At 68.0% G+C, this 24,010-nt stretch carries 20 protein-coding genes; 12 read left to right on the top strand and 8 right to left on the bottom strand.

Going from position 1 to position 24,010, the window contains the following annotated elements:
• Positions 1-12 precede the first annotated feature (12 nt).
• Positions 13-276 carry a hypothetical protein gene (locus AVL48_RS01690; protein WP_061986408.1) on the bottom strand — a complete coding sequence of 88 codons (264 nt, stop codon included), beginning with the start codon at positions 274-276 and terminating at the stop codon, positions 13-15.
• 335 nt (positions 277-611) lie between these two features.
• On the opposite strand from AVL48_RS01690, the gene AVL48_RS01685 reads away from it, so the two are divergent.
• Positions 612-1,739: a sensor histidine kinase gene (locus AVL48_RS01685; protein WP_158070231.1), complete on the top strand. Its 1,128-nt coding sequence runs from the start codon at positions 612-614 to the stop codon at positions 1,737-1,739.
• A gap of 37 nt (positions 1,740-1,776) precedes the next feature.
• On the top strand, positions 1,777-2,442 hold the full coding sequence (locus AVL48_RS01680; protein WP_177242296.1) for a response regulator: 666 nt from the start codon (positions 1,777-1,779) through the stop codon (positions 2,440-2,442).
• A 38-nt stretch (positions 2,443-2,480) separates the two neighbouring features.
• Here AVL48_RS01680 and AVL48_RS01675 read toward each other — a convergent pair whose 3' ends face one another.
• Both AVL48_RS01675 and AVL48_RS01670 read right to left on the bottom strand, forming a co-directional pair.
• The gene (locus AVL48_RS01675; RefSeq protein WP_061986404.1) at positions 2,481-3,614 is read right to left on the bottom strand and encodes a peptidoglycan-binding protein; all 1,134 of its coding nucleotides are present in this window, start codon (positions 3,612-3,614) and stop codon (positions 2,481-2,483) included.
• A 31-nt stretch (positions 3,615-3,645) separates the two neighbouring features.
• A complete protein-coding gene (locus AVL48_RS01670) occupies positions 3,646-4,644 on the bottom strand; it encodes a peptidoglycan-binding domain-containing protein (protein ID WP_061986402.1) in 999 nt (332 codons plus the stop codon).
• 292 nt (positions 4,645-4,936) lie between these two features.
• On the opposite strand from AVL48_RS01670, the gene AVL48_RS01665 reads away from it, so the two are divergent.
• Positions 4,937-5,899 (top strand): ArsR/SmtB family transcription factor, encoded by a 963-nt coding sequence (locus AVL48_RS01665; RefSeq protein ID WP_063816571.1) that lies wholly within the window; start codon positions 4,937-4,939, stop codon positions 5,897-5,899.
• 50 nt (positions 5,900-5,949) lie between these two features.
• Here AVL48_RS01665 and AVL48_RS01660 read toward each other — a convergent pair whose 3' ends face one another.
• From AVL48_RS01660 to AVL48_RS01650, 3 genes are all read right to left on the bottom strand, one after another.
• Positions 5,950-7,476, bottom strand: coding sequence for an alkaline phosphatase D family protein (locus tag AVL48_RS01660; RefSeq protein WP_061986398.1), 1,527 nt, complete (start codon positions 7,474-7,476; stop codon positions 5,950-5,952).
• Positions 7,477-7,486: 10 nt separating this feature from the next.
• A complete protein-coding gene (locus tag AVL48_RS01655) occupies positions 7,487-9,088 on the bottom strand; it encodes an FG-GAP repeat protein (protein WP_143104764.1) in 1,602 nt (533 codons plus the stop codon).
• A 74-nt stretch (positions 9,089-9,162) separates the two neighbouring features.
• The gene (locus AVL48_RS01650; RefSeq protein ID WP_061986393.1) at positions 9,163-10,866 is read right to left on the bottom strand and encodes a glycoside hydrolase domain-containing protein; all 1,704 of its coding nucleotides are present in this window, start codon (positions 10,864-10,866) and stop codon (positions 9,163-9,165) included.
• A gap of 145 nt (positions 10,867-11,011) precedes the next feature.
• Here AVL48_RS01650 and AVL48_RS01645 point away from each other — a divergent pair, with 145 nt between their 5' ends.
• Together AVL48_RS01645 and AVL48_RS01640 are read left to right on the top strand one after the other, a co-directional pair.
• Positions 11,012-11,929, top strand: coding sequence for a peptidoglycan-binding protein (locus AVL48_RS01645; RefSeq protein WP_061986391.1), 918 nt, complete (start codon positions 11,012-11,014; stop codon positions 11,927-11,929).
• A 26-nt stretch (positions 11,930-11,955) separates the two neighbouring features.
• Positions 11,956-12,927, top strand: a complete 972-nt coding sequence (locus tag AVL48_RS01640) for a penicillin-insensitive murein endopeptidase (RefSeq protein WP_061986388.1) — start codon at positions 11,956-11,958, stop codon at positions 12,925-12,927.
• A 330-nt stretch (positions 12,928-13,257) separates the two neighbouring features.
• On the opposite strand, the gene AVL48_RS01635 is transcribed toward AVL48_RS01640, so the two are convergent.
• Positions 13,258-16,077 carry an AfsR/SARP family transcriptional regulator gene (locus AVL48_RS01635; RefSeq protein WP_061986386.1) on the bottom strand — a complete coding sequence of 940 codons (2,820 nt, stop codon included), beginning with the start codon at positions 16,075-16,077 and terminating at the stop codon, positions 13,258-13,260.
• A 241-nt stretch (positions 16,078-16,318) separates the two neighbouring features.
• Between AVL48_RS01635 and AVL48_RS01630 the strand changes: the two genes are divergently transcribed.
• Together AVL48_RS01630 and AVL48_RS01620 are read left to right on the top strand one after the other, a co-directional pair.
• Positions 16,319-16,579 (top strand): hypothetical protein, encoded by a 261-nt coding sequence (locus AVL48_RS01630; protein ID WP_061986655.1) that lies wholly within the window; start codon positions 16,319-16,321, stop codon positions 16,577-16,579.
• 1,101 nt (positions 16,580-17,680) lie between these two features.
• Positions 17,681-18,742 (top strand): alcohol dehydrogenase catalytic domain-containing protein, encoded by a 1,062-nt coding sequence (locus AVL48_RS01620; protein WP_061989757.1) that lies wholly within the window; start codon positions 17,681-17,683, stop codon positions 18,740-18,742.
• A gap of 7 nt (positions 18,743-18,749) precedes the next feature.
• Here AVL48_RS01620 and AVL48_RS01615 read toward each other — a convergent pair whose 3' ends face one another.
• Entirely contained in the window at positions 18,750-18,941 is a 192-nt protein-coding gene (locus tag AVL48_RS01615; RefSeq protein ID WP_244162596.1) for a hypothetical protein, read from the bottom strand.
• 494 nt (positions 18,942-19,435) lie between these two features.
• Between AVL48_RS01615 and AVL48_RS01610 the strand changes: the two genes are divergently transcribed.
• The 5 genes from AVL48_RS01610 (at position 19,436) to AVL48_RS01590 (ending at position 24,009) form a co-directional block, all read left to right on the top strand.
• Positions 19,436-20,203, top strand: a complete 768-nt coding sequence (locus AVL48_RS01610; RefSeq protein WP_074038270.1) for a GntR family transcriptional regulator — start codon at positions 19,436-19,438, stop codon at positions 20,201-20,203.
• A gap of 118 nt (positions 20,204-20,321) precedes the next feature.
• Entirely contained in the window at positions 20,322-20,948 is a 627-nt protein-coding gene (locus AVL48_RS01605) for a helix-turn-helix transcriptional regulator (protein WP_208616274.1), read from the top strand.
• A 49-nt stretch (positions 20,949-20,997) separates the two neighbouring features.
• Complete coding sequence (locus AVL48_RS01600; RefSeq protein WP_061989759.1) at positions 20,998-22,263, top strand: ABC transporter substrate-binding protein; 1,266 nt, start codon at positions 20,998-21,000, stop codon at positions 22,261-22,263.
• A gap of 46 nt (positions 22,264-22,309) precedes the next feature.
• Entirely contained in the window at positions 22,310-23,167 is an 858-nt protein-coding gene (locus AVL48_RS01595) for a carbohydrate ABC transporter permease (protein WP_061989797.1), read from the top strand.
• Positions 23,167-24,009, top strand: a complete 843-nt coding sequence (locus AVL48_RS01590) for a carbohydrate ABC transporter permease (protein WP_061989761.1) — start codon at positions 23,167-23,169, stop codon at positions 24,007-24,009. The genes AVL48_RS01595 and AVL48_RS01590 overlap by 1 nt, the downstream gene beginning before the upstream one ends.
• Position 24,010: the final 1 nt, after the last annotated feature.

Raw genomic sequence — 24,010 nt, 5'->3', positions numbered from 1 at the left:
CGATTCCTCCTATTACCGGCTCGGGGCCGTGACGGCGGTGGGCTGGTAATAGACGTAGTCGGATCCATTGTTGCGCAGATGAACCCACAACGTGTTGTTCTTCGCCCACTCCTCGACGATCTGGATGGAGCCGTTGGCGGGAGACCAGGCCGTGGGGACGATGCTCATCCTCGACCAGTGGTCCCCGTCGAAGTTCCAGGTGAACCATCTCCACTCTTCCTGGCCGGGGGCCAACGCGATGACCCCCCACTGCGTGAAATCAACTTGCACAGCCATGGACTGATCCCTTCCGTGCCTTGACGATGAACGTGCCGGGCAGCCTCGGCACGCGGCCGAGCGTGTGTACGTCACAGGTGCCACCTGCCCTCACCCCGACGATCGCAGGGGTCGTCGACGCGCTTCCATGGCTATCGGGCACCCGTCGGGGCAGGCGGGTTCGCCCGTTGAGCCCGTGTTCATCCACCTGTCCTTGCTTGACGCGGACTAGATCACTGAGGGCGGGTAGCGGGGCCGGTCGCGCCGTTCCGAGCCGATCGGAAGTCAACCTGTGCGGTAGGGATGTCGTCCCGGAGCCGGACGCGCCGCGGTCGCTTCGACGGCTATCGTTCCGTGTGCGCCCACCGACCTGGTTGAGAAAGATCGCCCCCGCGGTGGCCGACGCGGTACTCGCCGTGTTCATGATCGGGTTCACGGTCCAGGCGGGTTTCGCCGTCGATCTCCCGGGGTTCAGGCCGTTCGACGCGACCGGTGTCGTGCTCAGTGTGCTGGTCAACGCGCCGCTGGCGGTTCGACGCCGGGCGCCGCTCGGGGTCTTCGTCCTGTTGCTGGCCGGATGGGCCGGCTATCTGGTGCCCGGGTACTGGCCGGGCGTCAGCGCGCTGGCGCTGCTGCTCGGTCTGTACACCGTCGCCGCGCACCGGTCGCTTCCGGTGACGGCGGTGTGCGCCGCGGCCACGCTGGCGGGCGAGACCTACGCGGCCTGCCAGTCCCAGCTGATCGGCTCGACGGGGACGGCGGTGTTCCAGAGCGTGTTGCTGACCGGTGTCGCGTGGGGTTTCGGCGCCAACGCCGGGCGGCTGGCCCAGCGCAACGGCCAGCTGCGGGTACTGACCGGGCAGCTGCGCCGCGAGCAGGAAGACCGGGCGCGGCGGGCCGTGACGGAGGAACGGGTCCGCACCGCACGCGAGCTGCATGACGTCGTCGCCCATCACATGTCGGTCATCGCGGTACAGGCGGAAATGGCGCGATACGTGTTCGAGTCGGATCCGGCGGCCAGCCGGACGGCGCTGGATGTCATCGGCCGCACCAGCAGCGAGGGCTTGGACGAATTGCGGCGCATGCTGACGGTGCTGCGGTCCGGTGAGGACGACGACACCTTCGTACCCGCTCCCGGGTTGGCGGGACTGGAGGACCTGGCGGCGAGAGTCGGCGCCGCCGGGGTGCACGTCGAGATCTCCGTGCGGGGGAGGGTGCGCTCGCTGCCGGACGGGGTGGAACTCTGCATTTATCGTGTCGTGCAGGAGGCGCTGACCAACGTGGTCAAGCATGCCCGTCCGGCGAGGGCGTGGGTGTCGCTGACCTACGGCGCGGAGGAAGTGTCGGTCCGGATCGCCGACGACGGCCGCTCCGAGCGGTTCCAGGAGAGCTCCGGACACGGCATGATCGGCATGCGTGAGCGTGCCGAACTGTACGGGGGACACTCGTGGCGGGCGCGGGCGCGGAGGGGGGTTTCGTGGTGACGCTGGTGCTCCCGCTGGCGGCTGGGGGAGTCGGTTCATGATCGAAGTGCTGGTCGTCGACGACCAGGATCTCGTCCGTGCCGGATTTGTCGCGCTGCTACGGGCCGCGCCCGGTATCACCGTCGTCGGCGAGGCCGCCGACGGACAGGAGGCGGTGGACCTGGCGGCGCGGCTGCGGCCCGACGTCGTGGTGATGGACATCCGGATGCCGGGCACGAACGGGGTGGTCGCGACCGAACGCATCCTCGCCGCGGAAAGCGATCGTCCGACACGTGTGCTCGTGCTGACGACGTTCGACCTGGACGAATACGTGTACGCGGCGTTGCGCGCGGGGGCCTCGGGCTTCCTGTTCAAGGACGTCCGTGCGGAACGGCTGGTCGCCGCGATCCACACGATCGCGGCGGGGGGGCAGCTGTTCGCCCCGTCCGTCACGCGGCGCCTGATCGAGGCCTATACGAACCGGCCGGATCGGCCTGCCGCCGCGCGCGGACCTGAGCTGGATTGCCTCACCGCGCGGGAGACCGAGGTGCTGCGCCTGGTCGGCAAAGGGATGACCAACGGCGGTATCGCGGGCGAGCTGGTGGTGAGCGAGTCCACGGTGAAGACGCACGTGAACCGCGCGATGACGAAACTCGGCCTCTCCAGTCGCGCGCAGATCGTCGCACTGGCCTACGAGTCCGGTCTCGTCAGGCCGGGTGCCTGAGGCTTCCGGTTCGACGAGACCGGAAGCCTCAGGACAGTTCATCGCCCGGTTTGCAGGGCCCGCCAGGTGTTCGCGCCGACTATCCCGTCGGCATCGAGCCCCCGGGAGGCTTGGTAGCCCTTGACGGCCGTGGTGGTCTTGGTGCCGAATTTGCCGTCGACGGTCAGATTCGCGGCCGTGGCGGCGTTGAGCGACCGTTGCAGCCGGAAAACGGCTTCACCCGACGAACCGTCCTGAAGCTGCGGAGTGGCGCCCCGTGCCAGCAGCGCCGTCCAGGTGTGCGAGTCCACCGAGCCCGCCTCTGCGAGGCCCACCTGCGCCTGGAACCGCTTCAGCGCGGACACGGTCGCCGGATCCAGGACACCGCTGGGGTCACCGGCACCCGTGTCCTGTCCGGCGGCCCGGAGCAGGCATTGCGCCGTCTTCACCTCAGGCCGGGTGACGCCGGGCTCGAGTCGCGGATAGGGGCCGTCGACGCCGACGTTCGCGCAACCGCGGGAGCGGGACACCAGCTCGGTCGCGGCTCGTTTGCCCTCGGTGGCCGCGTCGACGGCGTCGTGGATGGGCGACGCTTTGACACCGGGGAAGACGATGTAGTCGACGACCCTGCCCGACACCCCGCCCGAACGCGGGTCGGGATTGATACCGAGCGCCTTGGCCAGTGCATAGGAACCCTCGCCGATCGCGCCGGCCGGGCCGACGTCGCCCACCACGGCATAGGCGACCCTGCCCTGATAGACGACCGCGGCGACAGTGCCACCGGTGATGCCGGAGCGGGCGTAACTCCAGGTGGAGCTGATCCCGGGGACCACGATGTAGGGCAGTTTCTCGGCGTTGAGCGGTTTGCCGTCCGGCTGCGACCACGCGGTCTGCCCCTGCCAGGAGGGATCGGTCGAAGCGTTGCACTTCTCGGTGCGCTGCCCGTCGCAATCGACCGTCATCCCGGACCGCCAGTGCACCGCGCCGCCGGTCGCGCAGACGGGAACCGTGCGGGTGCCGCCGCTGCGCTCGGCGTACTTCCCGGCGGACACCTGCTGCGCGCAGTTCGCGACCACCGCGCTCAACTCGGCCCCGGTCGGATCAGCGGCCGTGACCGCGCTCGCCTGGTTCGCCGCCGCGAGGCCGCAGACGACCATCATCGCCATCCCCAGTGCTGCCGTCTTCAGCCGCATCGCACGTCTCTTCTCTGTCTACGGTGGATTTTCATTTGCCCGCCTGCAACGCCGCCCAGGTCTTCGGCCCGGTGATTCCGTCGGCGGTGAGGCCTTGCGCACTCTGGTATCGCTTCACCGCCGTGGTGGTGTTCGGGCCGAACCGGCCGTCGAGTTCGAGGCCCGCGTCGAGTGCGGCGTTCAGCGCGCGTTGAAGGCGCAGCACCGCGTCTCCGGAGGCACCGTCCTGAACCTGCGGCGTCGTGCCCCGCGCCAGCAAAGCCGTCCACGTGTGCGAGTCCACCTTGCCGAGTGACGGCAGGCCGACGCTCGCCTGGAACTGTTTCGCGGCGTCGGCGGTCGTCGCGTCGAAGGTGCCGGTGGGGCCGTTCGCGCCGGTGGGGAATCCGGCGCCGGTGAGCAGGCACTGCGCGGCCTTGACCAGGTTCCCCGTCGCGGCCGGGCCGATCTCGGGGTAGCGCGGGTGGTCCAGGCTCACCGCCGCGCAGGTCTTGGCGTCGCCTTCGACGACGTTGCGGTACCGGATCGCGGTGAACCCCGCCGTCCGATCGGCCGACCACGTGCGCTGCGACGCGACCGTCCCCGATCGGTACTCCTCCCACACCACCGCCTGCGTCTTCGCGGCGTCCGCCCACCGGATGAACAGCGCCATGTGCTGGTGGGCACTGGAATGCACCCACAGGCTGTCACCCGGCAGGAGGTTCTTCTTGTCGATCCGGGTGGCGACCTGCATGATGTCGCCCGTCCAGTGCGCGGTCTTCAGCCCCCAGGCCATCGACACGTACCCGGAACAGTCCTGCCGGTAGGTGCCGTACTGATTGGTGTGCTTGGCTTCCTGGCTGTAGGGCACCCGCTCGTCGATCCAGCTCTTCGCTCTGGTCAGGATGTCGTCGCGGGTCAATTGCAGATCGGCGGTGGGATGCCCGGCGGACTGGAGATCCGGTTCCGCGTGGGCGAGCCGGGGTATCGGCTGGAGAAGTCCACAAAGGACCAAGACGGCGGCGAGGACGCTCGCGGCTGTGGTTCGCATGGCTTCAGCATCGGCGTACGAGACGGGGAGTGGCAAAGGTTTTCGCCTACCCCAAAGGGTGGTCGGCGGGTCAACCCTGGCGGTAGGCGAAATTGGTCCTACGCGGTATTTGTGCCCTCGGTGGTGTCGGGGAACGCCTCGGATCCCCTAACATCGAGTGTCGCAAGGGGGTTCTGCCAGGTGCCGTGGTTTCTGTCCGGTGCCTGGCGGCATTGGGTTGCATTTCAGGGGGATTCATGTCGCTTGTGCTTGTTTTCGATTACCGGGAGCGCGGTTCTCGTAGGAGATGTCCGTGCTGAGGATCCATTTCACTCCCGAAGATCTGGCCAGGACCAGGATCAGCGCGGCACCGCAGCCGATGTGGGAGATCCTGCTCAGCATGTACCGCTTGCGAGGCCGCGAAGGCGGGGTCATCTTCGAAGAATGGCGAAGATCGGTGGCGCAGGCGGCACACGTCACCACCCGGCCGCTGGCCGACCTTGCCGCCCAATCCGGCTACGCGGTCGATTTCATCACCCCGACGCTGCGGAACCTCTCGCTGGCGGAAGGGCTGGAAGCGCTGCGTCGCACCCCGAAGAAACGGCTTCGGGCGGATCTGGCCGTGCTGGCCGGAAGCCGGCGCCTTCCCTCGTGGACCGCGGACCTGGCCGAGGGCAGACCGGAGACGCTCACCCGGCTCGCCGACTCGGTCGAGCGGTACTTCACGGCCTGCCTCGCCCCGTACTGGGTGCGGGTGTGCGGCCGGGTCGAGCAGGAACGGGCCAGACAGGTGAAGACGATGACCGAGGAAGGGTGCGAGTCGCTGCTCGCCCGGCTACATCCCACGGCGCGGTGGAACTATCCCGTGCTGGAACTGGACTATCCGGTCGAGCACGAACTGCGCCTGAACGGGCGAGGACTGTGTCTCACGCCGTCCTTCTTCTGCTGGGGACTGCCGACGACCTTTTTGGCCGGTGAGCTGGAACCGACCCTGGTCTACCCGATCGAGCACAAGGTCGGCTGGTCGGGCGACGGAGCGACGCACCGGCCACTGACGTCCCTGCTCGGCCGGACACGGGCCAGGGTCCTCGAAACCATCGGGGAGCGCCCCGGCACCACCACCGAAGTGGCTTCCCGCACGAAGACCAGTCTCCCGACGGCGAGCCAGCAGGCCGCCACCCTGCGCGCGGCCGGACTGATCAGCAGCAGCCAGAACGGGCAGTCCGTGCTGCATTCGATCACCCCGCTCGGGCTCGCGCTCCTGGCGGAGGGCTGACCGTCCGGGGCCCGGTCGCGAGCGGTTCGCGGCCGGGCCCCGGACTCCGGTCACGGGGCCTGCAGGCCGGGACGGCCTTCTTCGATCACATACGAGCGCAGTGTCGTCGCGGGTTCGCCGCGGACGGTGACCTTCTTGACGGCCCGGAAGTCGACGTCCATCTTGGTCTGGCTCAGCTTCGCGCGGACGTAACCCCGGTGCTTGGAGTAGAACTTGAGGTGCGGATTGCCCGCCTGGTCGGGGACGCCGGTGGTGTCCGTTTCGTCACCGCCGGAGGACACGGAACTGGTGACCAGTTCGGTGCCCACCACCGGGGAGCCCGGATTGGTGTAGTCCACCTTGAGTTCGTTCGCCCAGGCGCGGTGCACGTCACCGGTGAGGACCACCGGATTGCGGACACCGCGCTGGACCCAGCCCTTCTGGACGCGGTCACGGGAAGCCGGGTAACCGTCCCAGCCGTCCATTCCGGACGCGCCGTTCGCGTCCGCCCGCCGGGCGAAGAACACCTGCTGGCCGATGACGTCCCAGGTTCCTTGCCGCTGGGAGAACCCGTCGAGCAACCAGTTCTCCTGCGCGATGCCGGGCAGGCTCCGCGCCGGGTCACCGGCCTCCGGGCAGTACTTCCAGCCGTCGCCGCAAGCCTGGTCACTCCGGTACTGGCGGGTGTCGAGCATGTGGAAGGTGGCGAGCCTGCCCCAGCGCACGCGCCGGTACAGCTGGATCTTGTCCCCGTTCGGTTTCGCCCCGCCCCGGAGCGGCATGTTCTCGTAGTACGCCTTGTAAGCGTCCGCGCGGCGCTTGGCCCAGCCGTCCGGGAGCGAGGGCTTGTCGTTGGACCGCTTGCCCGCGGCGTAGTTGTTCTCGACCTCGTGATCGTCCGGGACCACCAGCCAGGGGGCGACTGCGTGCGCGGCCTGGAGATCGGCGTCCATCTTGTATTCCGCGTACCGCTGCCGGTAATGGTCGAGTTTGGTGAGTTCCGTTTTGATCCGGTGACGCCGGGGCCGGGGATCGTCGGGATCGTTGGTGGTTTCGTAGATGTAGTCGCCCAGGTGCAGGATGAGGCCGGGGCGGTCCTCGGCCATGCGGCGGTACACGGTGTAGAAGCCGTCTTCGTAGTGCGCGCACGAGGTGAAGGCCATCAGCAGGTCGCGTCCGAAGGTGTCGAACGCGGGAGTGGTGCGGGTGCGGCCGACGGGCGAGATATGCCCCGCGGCGCGGAACCGGTAGTAGTACTCGTAGTCCGGTTGCAGCCCGTTGACCTCGACGTGCACCGAGTGCGCGTCGGCGTACAGGGCGGTGACCTGGCCCTTCTTGACCACGTTCGTGAACTTGTCGTCGGTCGCGACCTCCCAGTCCACCGCGGTCGACGTGGTCGGCATCCCGCCGTTGCCGTTCTCCAGTGGGTCCGGCGCCAGCCTGGTCCACAGCACGACACCGTCGGGCAACGGGTCGCCCGACGCGACGCCGAGCTTGAACGGGTAAGGCAGTGCGGCACCCGCCCGGCCGCCGAGCGCCACCGCCCCCACGGTGACGGCGGTACCGAAGACGAAGGTCCGTCGGTTGAACTCGCTCATTTCCCCATCCCTACTTAGGTGTTTCCAGGTTGTCGTCCAGTACGGCGGAGTTGCCCGCGAACGGGGTCCCCGGCCCGAAAGCGGTCGGCGTGCCGATCTGGGCGCGGCCGAGCTTGCGGGCCGCGGTGACCGTGAGCGCGTTGCCCGCCAGCCCGGTGTTCAGCACGAACATCGCTCCGGTCTGCGGGCTGCCGTCCTCCCACGGAGCCGAGACGGTCAGTTCCGGTTTGCCGTCCCCGGTGATGTCGAGGATCCGCAGGCCGTATCCGAAACCCTCGCCAACGGCCGCGACGGCGTTCACGGGCGCGGTGTTCTCGCCGACCGCGGTGGCGGGGAAGGACGACAACCCGGCCGCGCCGCCGCGCAGCAAGCACAGCGCTCCGGTGCGGTTGTCCTCCTTGAGCACGCCGACGGCCAGGTCGTCGAAGGTGTCGCCGTCGAGGTCACCGACGGCGAGGGAACCCCCGAACTGGTCGTTCGCCTCGGGGCTGCCCGGAATCGCGTCACCGGACTGGTCGATCACCTCGACCGCGGTGGTCAGGCCGGCGTTGCCGCCCCGCACGGAGACGAGCGCCCCGGACCCGGCCGGGCCGCCACGACGGCGGTCGGCCTGGATCACCAGGTCGGCGTTGGCCCCGCCGTGGAAGCGGCCGATGACCGCGCCCCGCCATTTCCCGTGGGTGGCCGCGTTGCCCACGCTGATGTAGGAGGACGCCTTGGCGGAGAGCCCGCTCGCCGAGCCGTGCAGCAGGTGGACCGAGCCCCAGGCGTCGGCGGTCCCGGTGATCACCTCACCGGCCGAGACGACGGCGAGGTCGTCGCGTTTGTCACCGGTGATGTCCCCGGCGGCGAGTGCCCACCCCATCAGGTCGCCCGCCTCGGCCGCCCCGGCGAGATCCGGATCGTCCTGGTTGAACGCGATCGCGTTCCGCGCGGTGAGACCGGCGCTCCCGCCGTAGAGGATCCACACCGCGCCGGCGCGTGCCTTCGTCTCGATCGCCTCACCCGGCGACCCGATGCCGAGGTCGGCGTAGCCGTCCCCGTTGAAGTCGCCGGTGGCCAGACTGGCGCCGAACAGGTCGCCTGCCTCCATCGCCCCCGGCACGTCCGCGGTGTCCTGGTTGATCGTTCCTAGCGCTCCGGTAAGGGCACGGAGATAGGGCGCCGTGCGCTGACCGTAGAGGACGCTGACCGTGCCGGCGTTCGCCAGTCCGTTGACCGACTCTCCCGGGTTGCCGATCGCGACGTCGGCCAGCCCGTCCCGGTTGAAGTCGCCGGTCGCGAGGGCGGCACCGAATTTGTCGGAGGCTTCCATGCCCAGCCCGACACCGGCGGCGTTCTGATTGACCAGCGCCGCAGGGGCGCCGGGCAGGGTGGCCCCACCGGGCAGCACCTGAACGGAGCCACCGAGGTCGTTGGGCTTGAGGGAGGTGTCGCCGCTGTAGGTCAGCCGCGCTCCCGTGGACAGCACGAGGTCGGCGACGCCGTCCCCGTTCACGTCCGCCTGCGGGGTGGCCGCGAGTGCCGTCGGCATCGGTGCGGCGGCCACCGGGGAGGCCACGAAGGTCAGTGCGGCCGCGGCCGCCAATACGGGAAACCATTTTTTCGCCACGATGGACGACGCTAGAAAGCGGGAACGATGGTGGACAACCGTTTTCGGCTCGATGAAAAGGTTCGGCACCGCGCTCACCGTCCTGCCTGCAACGCGGCCCAGGTGGCCTGACCGACCACGCCGTCCACATCCAGTCCGCGAGAGCTCTGGTAGTCGCGGACCGTCTTTTCGGTGTTCGGCCCGAACGCGCCGTCGATGGCGAGGGTTTTGCCGGACGCGGCGGTGAGGGCACGTTGCAGCCGGTTCACCGCAGCTCCGGTGGCACCCTGCCGCAGGGTCGGAGTGTCCCCTGCGGACACTAACGCGGTCCAGGTGCGCGCTTCGATCTCACCGGTCGCGGTGAGCCCGTGAGCCTGCTGGAACGCCTTCGTGGCGGCGACCGTGGGTTCGTCGAAAGTCCCGGTCGGCCGGGCGTTCGGCGCCAACAGGCACTGCGCCGCCTTGACCAGGTTCCCGGTCGCGCCAGAGGCGATTCTGGGATAAGCGGTGAAATCGAGGCTCACCGTGTCACACGGCAGTGTCGTGCGCGGCCCGACGTCGAGGTAGTCGCGGTCGATACCGGGGATCCGCACCCCGCCCCAGGTTTCCGCGACCTCACCGGCGTACTGGTGAATCCGCTGATGGCTCGCCCAGTACGTGCTCGGTGCGTACGAGCCGGTGTCGGTGTCGGCCTTGTCGTTCCACCAGGCGAACCAGATGTGGTCCGGTCTGGTGTAGGAGGTGTTCGTGTAGGCGCTCGCCAGATCCTTGATCCCGGACCCTGCGCTCGTGTAGACGCCGGAAAGCCAGCCCTTCGCGTGGAGCGCTTCGGTCCAGCCGCTGACGTAGGACAGCACGCCGGCCTTGCACGCCGCGGTCGACGAGTAGCCTTCGATGTCGCTGTAGATCACGCTTCCGGGGCCAAAGCCGAGCGCCGTGTTGGCCGTGATCGCGCTCGCCGCCGCGTCCCGGCCCTGTTGCCGCGCGACCGAGGGGTCGCTGGACATCTTCAGGCGATAGCCGGTGCACGGCGCTTGTCTGCCGACGTCGGTGAGGATGAAACGCCAGCCGCGGGTGGCCTGGTTCGCGACCCACGCCGAGGTCAGATTGGGTTGCGCGCAGGCGCGCAGGTCACCGCTCGAATAGATGCCGACGGCGCGATACGGAGAGGCACGCCAAGCGTCCATTGTGGCCTGTGCGGGTGCGGCACAGGCTTCGAATCCCTTGCCCTGGAAGCTGCCCGGGGCCACGATCGGCGCCGCCGCGGCCGCTTTCGCCGGTCGGGCGGGAAGGATGGCACGCGCGCCGCCCGGGACCAGACGTGCCCCGGACAGCGCCGCGCGCACGGTCAGTTCGGTCGCGCCGGTGTGTCCCGCGGTGACCAGGACACCGGCATCGGGGACAGCGACCCGGATCGCGTTTTCGCGGGACGGCGTCCCGGGTGGTGGGGTGGCCGTCCCCGGCGGCGCGGTCACCACGCCATCGGGCACCTGCTCGGGCGTCAGGTCCGCGAGCGGTTCGATCACCAGGCCTGCCGTGCGGTCGACGATTTTCGCCGGACAGTCCGGTTCTTCGACCTGGTGTCCCAAGTAGACGGTCTCGCTGTCGAACCGGACGCAGGCGCTCGGTGTGGTGGCCAGATCGACCACCCGCCAGCCGCCGGGGACGTCGAGCTGATAGCCGTGGTAGGTGACGGTGCGCGAGCCCGTGTCGGCGCTAGCGGCCGGGGTGGTCGTGGTCGCGGCCGCCAGCAAGGCGAAGGCGATCGCGGTGACGCTTGCGCGCCAGGTGGGTTTCATCGGTTCTCCTTCCGGAATCGAGGGCGGGAGGTTATCGACGCGTGGCGAAGGGCCGGAAGCGTTTTGGTGCCCGTGGAAAGGCTTTCCGCGCAAGGAATCCGCGTTCTACGGTTCCGGCTCCGTACCTGGACGAGCAAGGAGTGTCATGCGGCGCCTACTGACTTTTCTCGCCACCGTCGTGGCCATGGTGATGATCGGGGCGGGATCCGCACACGCGGCACCCGCCCCGGCGTGGCCGTTGGTGGGCGGTGATTCCACCGGGCCTGAGGTGACGTCGGCGCAATATCTGCTCCGGCAGCGCGGCGCGCAGATCGACGCCGACGGCATCGTCGGCCCGAAGACCCAAGCGGCGGTGAAAGCGTTCCAGACCGCTCAGGGACTGACGGCCGACGGCATCGTGGGTCCCAAAACCTGGAGCAAACTGGTGCTGAACCTCGACACCGGCGCGACCGGCGAGGCGGTGACGGGCGCGCAGCACCAGTTGGTGCGCCACGGTTACCAGATCAGACCGGACGGCACGTTCGCGGCAAGCACCGCGAGCGCGGTGACCGCCTTCAAGACCAAGCACGGGCTCCCCGCGACCTCGCTCATCGACGCCACCACGTGGCAGTGGCTCATCGGCGGGACCCCGTCCGTCGCGGGCTGGTCGCTGCCCCTCTCGCGTGCCACCCTGCCGCGCAGTGAGTACGACGATCCGCATCACGACTACCCGGCGATCGACCTGCCGGTCGGCACGGGCACCCGGGCCCTCGCGGTCACCGCCGGCACCGTGGCGCTGGTCAACGACAGTTCCTGCGGCAAGGGCGTGGTCCTGACCGCCAACGGGGCCCGGTTCGTCTACTGTCACTTCTCCCAGCACGCCGTGGCGTCCGGGGCGACGGTCCAGGCAGGCCAGCTCATCGGCTACACGGGGAACACCGGGAACTCGACTGGACCGCATCTGCACTTCGGTGTCAAGATCGGCTCGACCAGTCATTGCCCGCAGCGGTTGCTGCTGGCGATCTACGACGGCGTCGCACCTCCCGCGCCGTCGAGCCTGCCCACCTCGGGCTGTTCGTACTGAAACCACCGCGAAACCCGGAGAATTCCATGCGCAGATTAGCGGCGGCACTCGCCGTCTTGGTGCTGTCGGCCGGTTCGACGGTCCTCACCGTGGCACCGGCCCACGCATACGGCAACGCCTTCTTCCATACCCAGAGCAGCGGAAACCGAGGCGTGGAGGTGCTCGCGATACAGCATCTTCTCGCCCAGCACGGGCACGCGGTCCCCGCCACCGGTGTGTTCGATCCCGCCACGGTCGCGGCCGTGCGCGCGTTCCAGACGGCCGAAGCCCTCGGCGTGGACGGGATCGCGGGACCGAAAACCTGGGCCGCCCTGGCTCCGACGGTCCGGGCGGGCGACAGCGGCGAGGCGGTCAAAGCACTTCAGGTGGAACTGAACGCCAAACGCAGGCTGAGCCTGCCGGTCAGCGGGCGGTTCGACGCGGCGACGACCACGGCGGTCCGCGCCTTCCAGGAGCACGCGGGCATCGCCGTGGACGGGATCGCCGGACCGGCCACGTGGAAGAATCTCGTCTGGCACCACGACTATCCCGACTTCGGTCAAGGGCTGTGCGATCAGGACCCCGACGGGAACGGGGCAGCGGCCAACTGGGGCACCGGCGCCGCGGTGGCGCAGCTCGAACAGGCGGCGAAGACGTTCTCGGCCACGGGCCGCGGAAAGATCCCGATGGGCGACTTCGGTTTCGAACACGGCGGCGCGATCCCCGGGCACGGCAGTCACCAGGTGGGACTCGACGTCGACCTGTGGCCGGTGCGGACCGACGGCGCGCAGTGCAGTGCGGGCCGGATCACCTGGCGATCGTCCACCTACGACCGAGCAGCGACGCGCGATCTGGTCAAAGCGATCCGGGCGGCCGCGCCCAGGCACGTGAAGCTCGTCTTCTTCAACGATCCCACGTTGATCGACGAAGGCCTGACGACCAGCTATCCGAATCACGACAACCATCTGCATGTCCGCTACTGCGAAGCGGTGCATCCGAACAACCTGTACGCCTGCTGAGATGGCCAGGGGTGGTGTCTCGTGCGCTTGAGCGCGAGACACCACCCCCGGCTCGGCGATCTCGTCGATAATCTCGGTCACGCTGCGACACGGCCGTGGTCTTCGCCCGGCCGGAGATCGACGCACAGCAGGCCTCCGTCGATCGTCCTGTCGACGGGGAGAGCCCCGGTACAGCAAGGAAATCCGCCCTTACCGGCCTCTTTCCGGTGTGTTCCTTCAGGCGCGGCCCACCAGGCGACCAGTCCGGGCGGCAGGTCGAGGCCCCCTTTTCTCGCTGAACCACCGTAGCGATAGTCGGCGCGGGCCCTCCGGTGCGGCACACGGATCACCTCAAGAGGCTGCTTCCGTATCGAGGGATTCGAGGAACTCGCGCACCACGTCGGACTCTTCACCGTCGAGCTCGACGAAAATGTTCAACGCTCGGAGCGCGTATTCCCTGGCCGGGTCGTGCCGGTACCTGCGGCGGTGCAGCTCCGCGGTCCCCAGCAGGGCGTGGGCTTCGTGATACCGATCGCCCAGCCTCGTGCACAGCTCGAGTGTCGCTTCGTATTCGCGCATCGCCGTCGTCATGTCACCCATATCCCGGTATGCGTGGGCGACGTTGACCATCATGTTGGCCTCGAGCAGGACAGCGTCGCAGGCGCGGGCGGCTTCGAGACCGATTTCGGCGTAGGGCAACGCCTGTTCCGGTTGCCCGGACTCGACGTACAGTTCACAGAGGGCGTCGATACTGCCGGCCTTCTGGTAGTCCGATGATTCGGGCTTCGCCAGCTGGACCGCCTCGCGGGCGTAGACGATGCCCTCTTCGTACCGTTTCATCTCGCGCAGCGTGGAGGCCAGGTTGGCCAGCATGCTGGAATGCAGGTGATCGTTGTCGATCTCGCGGACCGCCGCGAGCCCGCGTTCCAGATACTCCACGGCGACTTCGTTCCGGCCGAGCCGGGAGTTTCCGATGCCCAGGAACATCAGAATCCGGGCCCGGGGCCCGGGTGCGGTCAGCTTTTCGGTGGAGGCCAGCGCGATGGTGAGGACCTGGATCCATTCCGACATCAGTCCCGTCGAATAGAAACTGTTGTAGGTGCACCAGGCCAGTTGCCAGACGATCTCGTGTTCACCGAGTTCCGCCGCGTGTTCGATGAGGGCGACCACGTTCTTGGTCTCGTCTTCGTACCAGCTCAACGCCGACTCGCGGGTCTCGAACTCCGGCAACGAATGAGTCGTACACGGAATCCGGAGAGAAGGCAGCGGGTAGTCCTTGATCAGGCGGCTGAGTACCCCACGCATGGCGTGCAGGTACCAGACCATCAGCTCGCGGCTCGCTTCGCGGCGTGTCGCCGGGGACTCTTCGCTGCTCACCATTTCATCGGCGTAGACCTTGATGAGGTCGTGGAATCCGTACCGGTTCCCGGCGGGTTCGAGCAGATGCTGTTCGCTCAAGGTACGGAGCAATTCTTCGGTTTCGGCGACGGGACGGTCGATCAGCGCGGCGGCGGCATAAGCCCCGATGCTCGGGGCCCGTACCAGGCCGAGCAGACGGAAGGCCCTGGCCAGTTCGATGTCGAGGGTGGTGTAGGACCAGGAGATGACACTGCGCACGGAGGTCATCTCGTCGTCGTCGACATGGAGGTTGTCCAGCCGGTCCTGTGCGGCGTGCAGGTTCTCGACGAGTTCACGCAGGCTCGTGTCCGGCCTCCCCGAGATCTTTTCGGCCGCGACCCGCAGGGCCAGCGGAAGATGACCGCACAACCGCACGAGTTCGACCGCCTCGGACATCTCGTCGTCGATTCGACGGCTGCCGATCGTGTTACGCAGAAGATCCAGCGCCTCGGCCTCCGTGAGGAGACCCAGGGTCAGCCGACGTGCCCCGTCCCTGGCGACCAGGCCACTGAGCCGGTTACGGCTGGTGACGAGCACCAGACTGTTCGACGTACCCGGCAGCAGATCGCGTACCTGCTCCGTCGACACCGCGTTGTCCAGGAGGATCAGCACTCGTTTGTCGGAGAGCAGGGTCCGGTACATCGAGGCCAGCGCGTCCGGTTGGGACCGTTGGCGTGCGCCGCCCAGAGCCCAGAGCAGATGACCGAGCGCGTCGTCGGTGCTGAGCGGCGCGCGATTGGGGTCGAAACCGCGAAGGTCCAGGTACAGCTGACCGTCCGGGTAGCTGTCGACGACGGTCCTGGCGAACCGTACCGCGAGGGTGGTCTTACCGATTCCCCCCGCGCCGTCGATCGCCGAAATGACGAGGGCCTTGCCGCTAGCTCGCGTCGCCGAGCACCACTGCGCCAGTTGCTCGAGTTCACCGGTGCGGCCGACGAAGTCCGGCGCCTCGTGGGGCAGCTGCGCGGGGACCCGGGAACGTGCCTGCGCCGATGCCTGCGACGGCGGGTCCAGTTCCGGTTCGGAGCGCAGCATGCGCAGATGCAGATCCGTGAGCGCCGCGCCGGGGTCGAGACCGAGTTCGTCGGCGAACAAGCGGCGCGCGGACTCGAATTCGGCCAGCGCGTCCGCGCGCCTGCCGCTCCGATAGAGGGCCAGCATGAGCTGCGCTCGCAGTCCTTCACGGAAAGGCTCCGCTTCCACGGCCTCGCCGAGCTCCGCCACCAGTTCACGATGCCTGCCGACGGCGAGCATGAGTTCCGCCCGTTCTTCGACGAGCTGGTAGCGCAGTTCCGACAGGCGGGTCCGTTCCGCATCCGCGAACGGCCCCGGTAGGCCGGACAGCGGAATTCCCCGCCACAGCGCGAGACACTGACCGATCAGGTCGGCCGACGCCGACTTCTTCCCGGCGCGCGCCATCCCGCGCGCGTCGGCGAGCTTGGACTCGACCACGGACACGTCGAGTTCCTGCGGGCCGAGGACGAGTTTGTAGCCCGCTCCCGAGCGCGTGAGCACGACCTCGCCCGCGACGGCCAGCGCACGGCGTAGGCCGTGGATGTAGGTGTGCACACTGCCTTCGACCGAAGCCGGCGCCGCATCGCCCCAAACACCGTCGATGAGTTGCGCCCGCGAAACCGTCTGGTTGGCGCGCAACGCGAGAATGGCGAGGACGGCTCGCTGCCGGGGCGGCCCCAGAGCGATCTCCTCTTCTCCCGCGCGGGCCTTCACCTCACCTAATAGCTCTACCCACATGATCTTCTCGACACCGGCCACGACACTCCAACCTCCAGCCGGGACCAGAATCGCGCACTCCGGGTGACCAGGCGTGCCGGAGCCGGGCCTGTCTGCCCTTTTTTACCCTGAATCCTGGACTTTTGTCCGGTGGCGGCCCAGTCGATGAGAACGCTTGCCGATCTCGCGGCCTGAACGTCCAGTCGTCCGGTGAAGAAAGAATGAAGTTCTTCGTCACAAGCTGGGGCAATGGAAAAATGACCCAGTTGGGACGGTGATCGTGATGACCGGTATCCGAATCGAATTGAGCCGGCGAGAGCGGGCGATACTTCGGGCCGTCGCGGCCGGGCGTGGTGTCCTCGTCTCCAGCTGTGAACCGGCCCTCACGATCGACGGCTGCTGGTGTGACCACGCCGCGGTGCACAATCTCGTCGAAGCAGGTCTCATCGAGAAAGAGCGGCAGGTGCCGTACGGTCTGGCGACACCCGCGGTGATCACGAGAGCGGGCGAAGCTGCGCTTGCCGAAGACCCTCGAAGTACATGATGCCCACCTTCCTTGCGCCTAGCGCAAGGAAGGTGGCCATCATGTATTCACGCGCCACAGGACTCTGTCGCGCCACGTTTTCCTTAGCCCTCGAAGGGACGCTTCGGCTGAGTCCGGGCCCTGGCCTTGAGCATGGCCTCGACCGCCGGTCCCAGCGCGGCGGAGGAGGACGAGCCGGCCTGGGCGAGGAGGGGTGAAGTCCGCCCACGCGGAACCCGCCGAGCCGGGGCGTGCTGTACGGGAGCGGGAGGCGCCGGTGCCGGCCGTCGCAGATTCGCGAGCAGGGCCGGAGTGGGTTTCACGGCGCCGGTGACGGGAGATCCGGCGGCGGGGGAGACCTGATGCCGGTTTTCCGGCCGTGAGTGTGCGTCCGAAGGAGCGAGTGCACTCGAGCCGGTGCGCTGGAGGCGAAGGGACGCGGTCAGTTCACGAATGGCCGTGAGCGTGTCCGGATGTACGATCTGGCGCTTTCGCCGAAGGGGCACGGGCGGATTCTTCCGGCGTTCCTCGATGGTCGTCACGGTGACTTCAGACCTGCCCTGATGGCTCGGGGCATATTCGGCGGAAGAGCGGTGGTACTTCCGTCCCGCGCCGAAGGGCCTGAGTCGCATCAGCCGGTTCAGGCCGGCGTCGATCACGTCCTCGACGTCGTGAGCGGGACAGGTACCGCGCCAGGCACATCCGTTGATGGCGCAACGGCGTAGGTGATCGAATGATGCACTGGTTTCCGTGGCCATACCCCACGGTACGACGGAAGTGCGGCCCTTGCCCGACCGTGGTCCGAGCTGCCCCCGGCAGTGCCCTTTTTTCGGTGCTTCGTGCGCGTTCTGCCTCTTCGAAAGGCAGCGAACAAGCCCGGCACGAACCTCGATAACCACGCGAAGCCGTCTTTGACAAGGATATTTTCGTCTATAACAAAACGAATTCTCCTGTGTTATCGTTCCAGAGAACCGAGGGGGTTCGCAGCTCTTCGGAAAGCTATCGGCATGTTCGCGCCGCCCGCGACGGCTTCGGAATCCGTCGGCCCCGCGCGATACTGAGGGGAGTACCGGTGAGCTTGGCGAGTTTCGTTTCGCGTGGCGCGGCCGGCGTGTGAAAGCCATGGATATCCAGCACGGCTTGCCCGCGACGATGCGGGCGGTCCGGTTCGATCCCGTCACCGGGAGGCCGGAAGTGGCCGAAGTGCCGGTCCCGGCGCGACAGCGCGACGAAGTCGTGGTCAAGGTCGCCGCCTGCGGGATCCGCAGGTCCGATTTCGCCTGGCTCGACGGTAGCGCCGGCCCTCGTGGACCCGTCTACACACCCGGACACGGAGCGGCCGGGGTCGTCGCGGCAGTCGGGGACGACGTGCGGTCCTGGGTCCCCGGTGACCGGGTGGTCGTCGCGGCGGGCCGGGAATGCCGCGACTGTCCCGAGTGCCGGGCAGGGCTCAGCCCGGACGACTGCTCCGACCTCCGGTTGATGGGCGAGCACTACGACGGTGCGTGGGCCGAATACCTGGTCACGTCGGCGACGGCGCTGGTCGCGGTTCCCGGGGCCGTTCCGCTGGAGCAGGCGGCGGTTCTCCCCGGCGCGCTGTCCATCGCGTACGGCGCTATCGACGCCGCGCGGCTGCGGCCCGCCGAAGCCGTCGGTGTCTGGGGTTCGGGTGGACTCGGCAATCACCTGGTCCGGTTGGCCCGGATTTGCGGTGCCTCGCCGATCATCGCACTCGACCGGCGCCCGGAAGCCCGCGAGGGAGCGCTCGAACAAGGGGCCGACGTCGCTCTGCATCCGGCGAACAACCGCGTCGCCTCCTATATCGGGGAGATCACGAAGGGCCGCGGGCTGGACGTGGCCTTCGATTTCGGCGGCCGCGATTCGACGTTCGCCCAGGCGCATGCGGCCCTCGGCGCACGAGGACGGCTGGTGCTGGTGAAAACGGCTTCGAAGGGATCACTGGTCACGCGGATGTTCGCCGAGGGTGAGGTAGGCCGGACCGTCATCTCGCATACCGGATACCGCGTCCGTCACCTGAGGGATCTGATCGAACTCACCGAACGCGGACGGCTGGACGTCTCCGCTTCCATCAGCGCGATTCTTCCACTGACGCGAATCGCGGAAGGACTCGCCAAGGTCCGCGAGTACGAGGACAATCCGCCCCGGTTGCTGCTTCGGCCCTGAACCGGGATCACAGCTCCGCCGGGCGGAGCGACCACCTGACCTGACGGCCCGTCTTCGTCGCGTCGACCTGGCGGAGTTTCTCCAGATCGTTGAGCAGTTCGGACGCGCGGCTGTGGTGGATCCGCATCGCGCCTGCCACTTCGACCGTCCGGAGTGGAGGCCGGTTGTCGCGTTCGGCTTGCCGGAGCAACCAGAGCACCTGCCCGATCGAGGTCCACAGAGGATCCCGGTCGACGGCTTTCCGTTCTTCGTCGGGCAGGTGCTGCCGACACGAGGACGCATACCGGCGCAGTGGCGCGGAATAGCGGACGACACCCTTGCACGCTCGACCGGAACGTGACAGGCACCCGCAGCGCGGCCTGTCGGTTTCGAAGGTGTTCAGGGACAAGCCCGCGGGAAGATTCGAGTTCATCGATGTGGGCGAATTCCGGATAGTCGAGAAGTTGGCACCCTCAAAGCTCTCAGGAGCCAGGGTTGGTGTCGAGGCAGAAAATCCGTGACTTGCGGGACTTGACCAAGTGCGCGCGGACACCTTTCGCAACGGGCCTCGTGTTGCCCGGCGCGTCTGGACTTGTGCCCTTCCGTCCCGACTTTCCGGGAAGCGCTTTGCCCCGGCCGGCCGGGAAACGCAGTGTGTCTGCGTACTCGTTTTCGATCCTGGCGTATGGGAGTGTTTTGGAGCAACGGAAAGGAGTGGGGGCGAGAACGTGGTCGGGTGAGATAGCCGAGTGGATTCGCCGCCGCATCGGGGAGGGTGAGCTGAAGCCCGGCGACCGGGTGCCGTCGACCCGGACGATCGCGGCGGAGTGGCGGGTGGCGCATGCCACCGCCACCAAGGCTCTTGCCATCCTCCGCACGGAAGGGCTCGTCGAAGCCATTCCCGGCGCGTACACCATGGTCGCCGGCGGGCCGGGCAGGAGCGGGCGCGGCAATTCCCGTGAGCGTATCGTTCTCGCCGCGATCGAAATCGCGGACGAGGCTGGTCTCGACGCGGTGTCCATGCGTGCCGTCGCGGCCAGACTGGACGTCGCGACGATGTCGCTGTACCACCACGTGAAGGGCCGTTCCGAACTCATCACCCTGATGGCGGAGACCGCTTCGACGGCGATCGCGCCCGTGGACGCCGCCCTGCGTGGACGGTCCCGGCTCGAGTCGGCCGCACGATCGCTGTGGACGGCCTACCGGCGCCATCCGTGGCTGACGAGGTTCGATCTGGGAGCCTCGCGAGCGCTGTCGTGGCAGGAAGAGGGTCCGGTGAGCTCCTTTCACCACCACGTCCTGCTGTACGCGCTCGTCCGCGGCCTGGCGGCGGACCTTTTCGGCGACGGGCCGACGTCCGGTGCGCCGGGGTGCTTCGAGGGGGCTGGGGAGGGCTTGGTGGACGACGCGGACGGCCTTTTCGATTTGGGCCTGCGTGCCCTGCTCGACGGGCTGTCCGACGGTGATCCGCAAGAGCGGTAGTGGCGCGCACCACGTTTCGCGCAAGCGACCGAAAGGGCGCTGGCCTGCGCGTTGAGAGATCGTGAAGTCCGATTCCGCACTCTCATGACTCACGGGGTACCGAGCGTGGGAAGGACACATGATGGAACCGGTACGTGTTGCGGTGCAGGCGACCGACACGATCATGCAAGCGGGCCTCACGAGCTTTCTGCGAAGCCGCCCTGAGCTGGTGTTGGTGGATCGAAGCGAGTTGACCGAGGGAGACGTCCTGGTCGTGCACATCGACCGGATGACCCAGCACACGGTCGCCGATCTCCGGGGCGACGCCGTCACCGGTCAAGTGTCCAAAGTGCTGATCGCGAGTGAACTGCGGGAGAACGACATCCTGAGCGCGGTCGAGTGCCGGGTGGTGGCGGTACTGGCCAGGGCGCAGACTTCCGGTGATCGTCTGGTCGAAACCATCCAGTCCGTCGTGCCTGGACGCGGTCTCCTGCCGACAGACCTGCTCGGGCAGTTGCTCGACGGGGTGCGGCGGCTGCAGCGCGACGCGCTGGTCCCCCGTGGACCGGACTCCGCCGGCCTCACGCCGCGCGAGGTCGACGTCCTGCGGTTGATGGCCGAAGGCCACGACACCGTCGAAATCGCGGACAAGCTCTGCTATTCGGAGCGAACCGTGAAGAACGTGATCTACGGGCTGACCAATCGCCTGAACCTGCGGAACCGTCCACACGCGGTCGCTTACGCGATGCGTGCCGGAGTGATCTGACGTTGTTTCGGGTGGCGTCGCGGGTGGCGTCCTGAAGGGAAGGACCGGAATGCTTTCCGGCTTGCGCAAACGTGTTCTCGCGATCGTCGCCCTCGCGGGCGTGGTGGGTGCCGGGTGCGCCCCGGCCTCGGACGAGGGGATCGAGCTGAGCATCGCCACCTTCGGCGAGTTCGGCTACAGCTCGCTTCTCAAGGAGTACGAGGCGGCTCATCCCGGGATCCGGATCCAGAACCGGGTCGCCGACTTCGAGACCCATCACAAAGGCATCGCGACCCAGCTGGCCGCGGGTCGAGGCGCCGCCGACGTCGTGGCGATCGAAGAGCAGTACATGCCGCAGTTCCGTCAGTCGGTGGACAAGTTCGTCGACCTCGCCGGATTCGGTGCCACCGACCTCCGCGGCCGGTGGCCGGAGTGGAAGTGGAAGCAGGGGCTCGCGAACGGCGGTGGCACCGTCATGGGGCTCGGCACGGACATGGGCGGGCTCGCCATGTGCTTCCGCAAGGACTACTTCGCCCAGGCCGGGCTGCCGACCGAGCGTGCCGCGGTGGCCGCGTTGTGGCCCACCTGGGAGGACTACGCGAAGACCGGGGATCTCTTCTCGGGCAAAGCCCTGTCGGCCAAGTTCGCGGACTCGGCGGGTGGCGTCTACACCGCGATCCTGAACCAGTCACCGGAGAACTTCTTCTCCGCCGAGGACGACTCCTTCATCGCCGACCGGAATCCCGCCCTGCGCCGGGCTTTCACGATCGCCGGGCAGATCGGCGCGAAGGGACAGACCGCCCGGGTGACCCCGTTCACCCAACCGTGGAACGTCGCCATCAAGCAGGGTTCCTTCGCCACCATCGCCTGCCCGGCGTGGATGCTCACCCAGATCCAGGAAGCGGGTGGGCCGGAGAACGCGGGGAAGTGGGACGTCACCGCGGTGCCCGGCGGCGGCGGCAACAACGGCGGCTCGTTCCTGACCGTGCCCACCCAGAGCAAGCATCAGCGTGAGGCCTACGACCTGGCGAAGTGGCTGACGGAGCCGGCGCAGGAGGTGCGGCTGTTCACCGAGTCCAACATCCTGCCCAGCGAACCGGCCGCTTACGGTGCGCCGGAGGTACTCGGGAAGACCGACGCGTACTTCAGTGACGCGCCCATCGGCCGTATCTACGCGGCGTCGGCCGACAGCCTGAAGCCCAACTACCGCGGTCTGAAGGACGCCAAGGTGCGCCCGACGTTCGGCACAGCGCTGGGCCGGGTGGAATCCGGCAAGCAGGCACTCGACGCGGCCTGGGACCAAGCGGTCACGGAAGCCCGTGCCGCGGCTTCGTGACCGGGGGCTCTCGGCTCGATGGGATCGGCGGGTCACGCCGTTCCTCATGGTCATGCCCTTCTTCGCGCTCTTCGCGGTGTTCGGGCTGTTTCCCCTGCTCTTCACGCTCTGGGTGTCGCTGCACGACTGGCAGTTGATCAATGGCGACGAGGGTTACGTCGGACTGCACAACTACTTCGCCCTGTTCGGCGACCCCAAGTTCTACAACGCCCTCGGCAACACACTCACCTTGCTGCTGCTCGCCACGGTGCCGCAGATCGTGCTCGCGCTGGGTGTCGCCGCCCTGCTCGACCGTCCGCTGCGCGCCAAGACCTTCTGGCGCTCGGCCGTCCTCCTGCCGAACGTGGTTTCGGTGGCGGCGGTGGCCTTGGTGTTCGGGCAGTTGTTCGGGCGCGACTTCGGCGTCATCAACTGGCTACTCGGCCTCGTGGGCCTGCCGCCGCTCGACTGGCACGCACACGGCTGGTCGGCGCAGGCGGCGATCGCACTGATCGTCGTCTGGCGCTGGGCGGGCTACAACGCGCTGCTGTACCTGGCGGCGATGCAGAGCGTGCCCGCCGAACTGTACGAAGCCGCGGAACTCGACGGTGCTTCCCGGCTGCGGCAGTTCTGGTCCGTCACGGTGCCGTCGATCCGGCCGACGATCCTCTTCACCGCGGTCGTCTCGGCCATCGGCGGAACGCAGTTGTTCGTCGAACCGCAGTTGTTCGACACCAACGGCGTGGCGGGCACCGGCGGCGACGACCGCCAGTTCCAAACCATCGTGATGTACCTGTACGAGAAGGGGTTCGGGCAGTTCGACGCCGGTTACGCGGCCGCGATCGCGTGGGTGGTGTTCCTCGTCTGCGCCGCGCTCGCGGCAGGCTGTGTCGTCCTCGCCCGCCGGCTCCCCGGGAGAGCGTGATGGTGCGGCGACGGCGCCGGCCCGGCTTCCTGGTCTACGGTGCGCTGCTGGCGGTCGTGATCGGGTCGGTCTTCCCGCTCTACTGGTCGTTCGTGGTGTCCACCAGGGACGGATCCGCGATCGCCGAGCGGACTCCGCCGCTGATCCCTGGCGGGCATCTCCTGGACAACGTGCGCGAGGTCTTCGACAAGGTCGATTTCTGGCTCGCCATGCAGAACTCGCTCATCGTCTCGAGCACGGTGACGGTGTCCAACGTGGTGTTGGCGAGCCTCGCCGGATTCGCCTTCGCCAGACTGCGCTTCCGCGGTCGCGACACGCTGTTCCTGCTGCTCGTCGGCACGGTGATGGTGCCTGCCCAGTTGGGGATCATCCCGCTGTACATGGTGGTGGGCGAACTGGGCTGGTACGGCGAATTGACGGCGGTGATCGTGCCGGGCCTGGTGAGCGCGTTCAGCGTGTTCTGGATGCGCCAAGCTTGTGAAGAGGCCGTCCCCGCCGAGCTGCTCGACGCGGCCACGATGGACGGTTGCTCGATTCTCCGGTCGTACTGGCACGTGGGCCTGCCCGCGATCCGGTCCCAGGCGGCCGTGCTGGCGATGCTCACGTTCATGGCGGCCTGGAACGACTTCTTCTTCCCGCTCGTCGTCCTGGACCCGCATGACAGCCCCACCGTCCAGGTGGCGCTGTCGACGCTCGCCAGCGGTTACTACACCGACTACGCGCTGATGCTCACCGGCGCGACGCTCGGGGTGCTCCCGGTGATCGTGCTGTTCGTCCTGCTGGCGCGGCACATGGTCCAGGGAGCGCTACTCGGCGGGCCCAGCTCGGGTTTCAAGCGATGAG

Source organism: Amycolatopsis regifaucium, from assembly GCF_001613935.1.
GTDB lineage: Bacteria > Actinomycetota > Actinomycetes > Mycobacteriales > Pseudonocardiaceae > Amycolatopsis > Amycolatopsis regifaucium.
The sequence above is the reverse complement of the archived record's forward strand: the minus strand, read 5'-3'. Positions and strand labels throughout refer to the sequence as shown.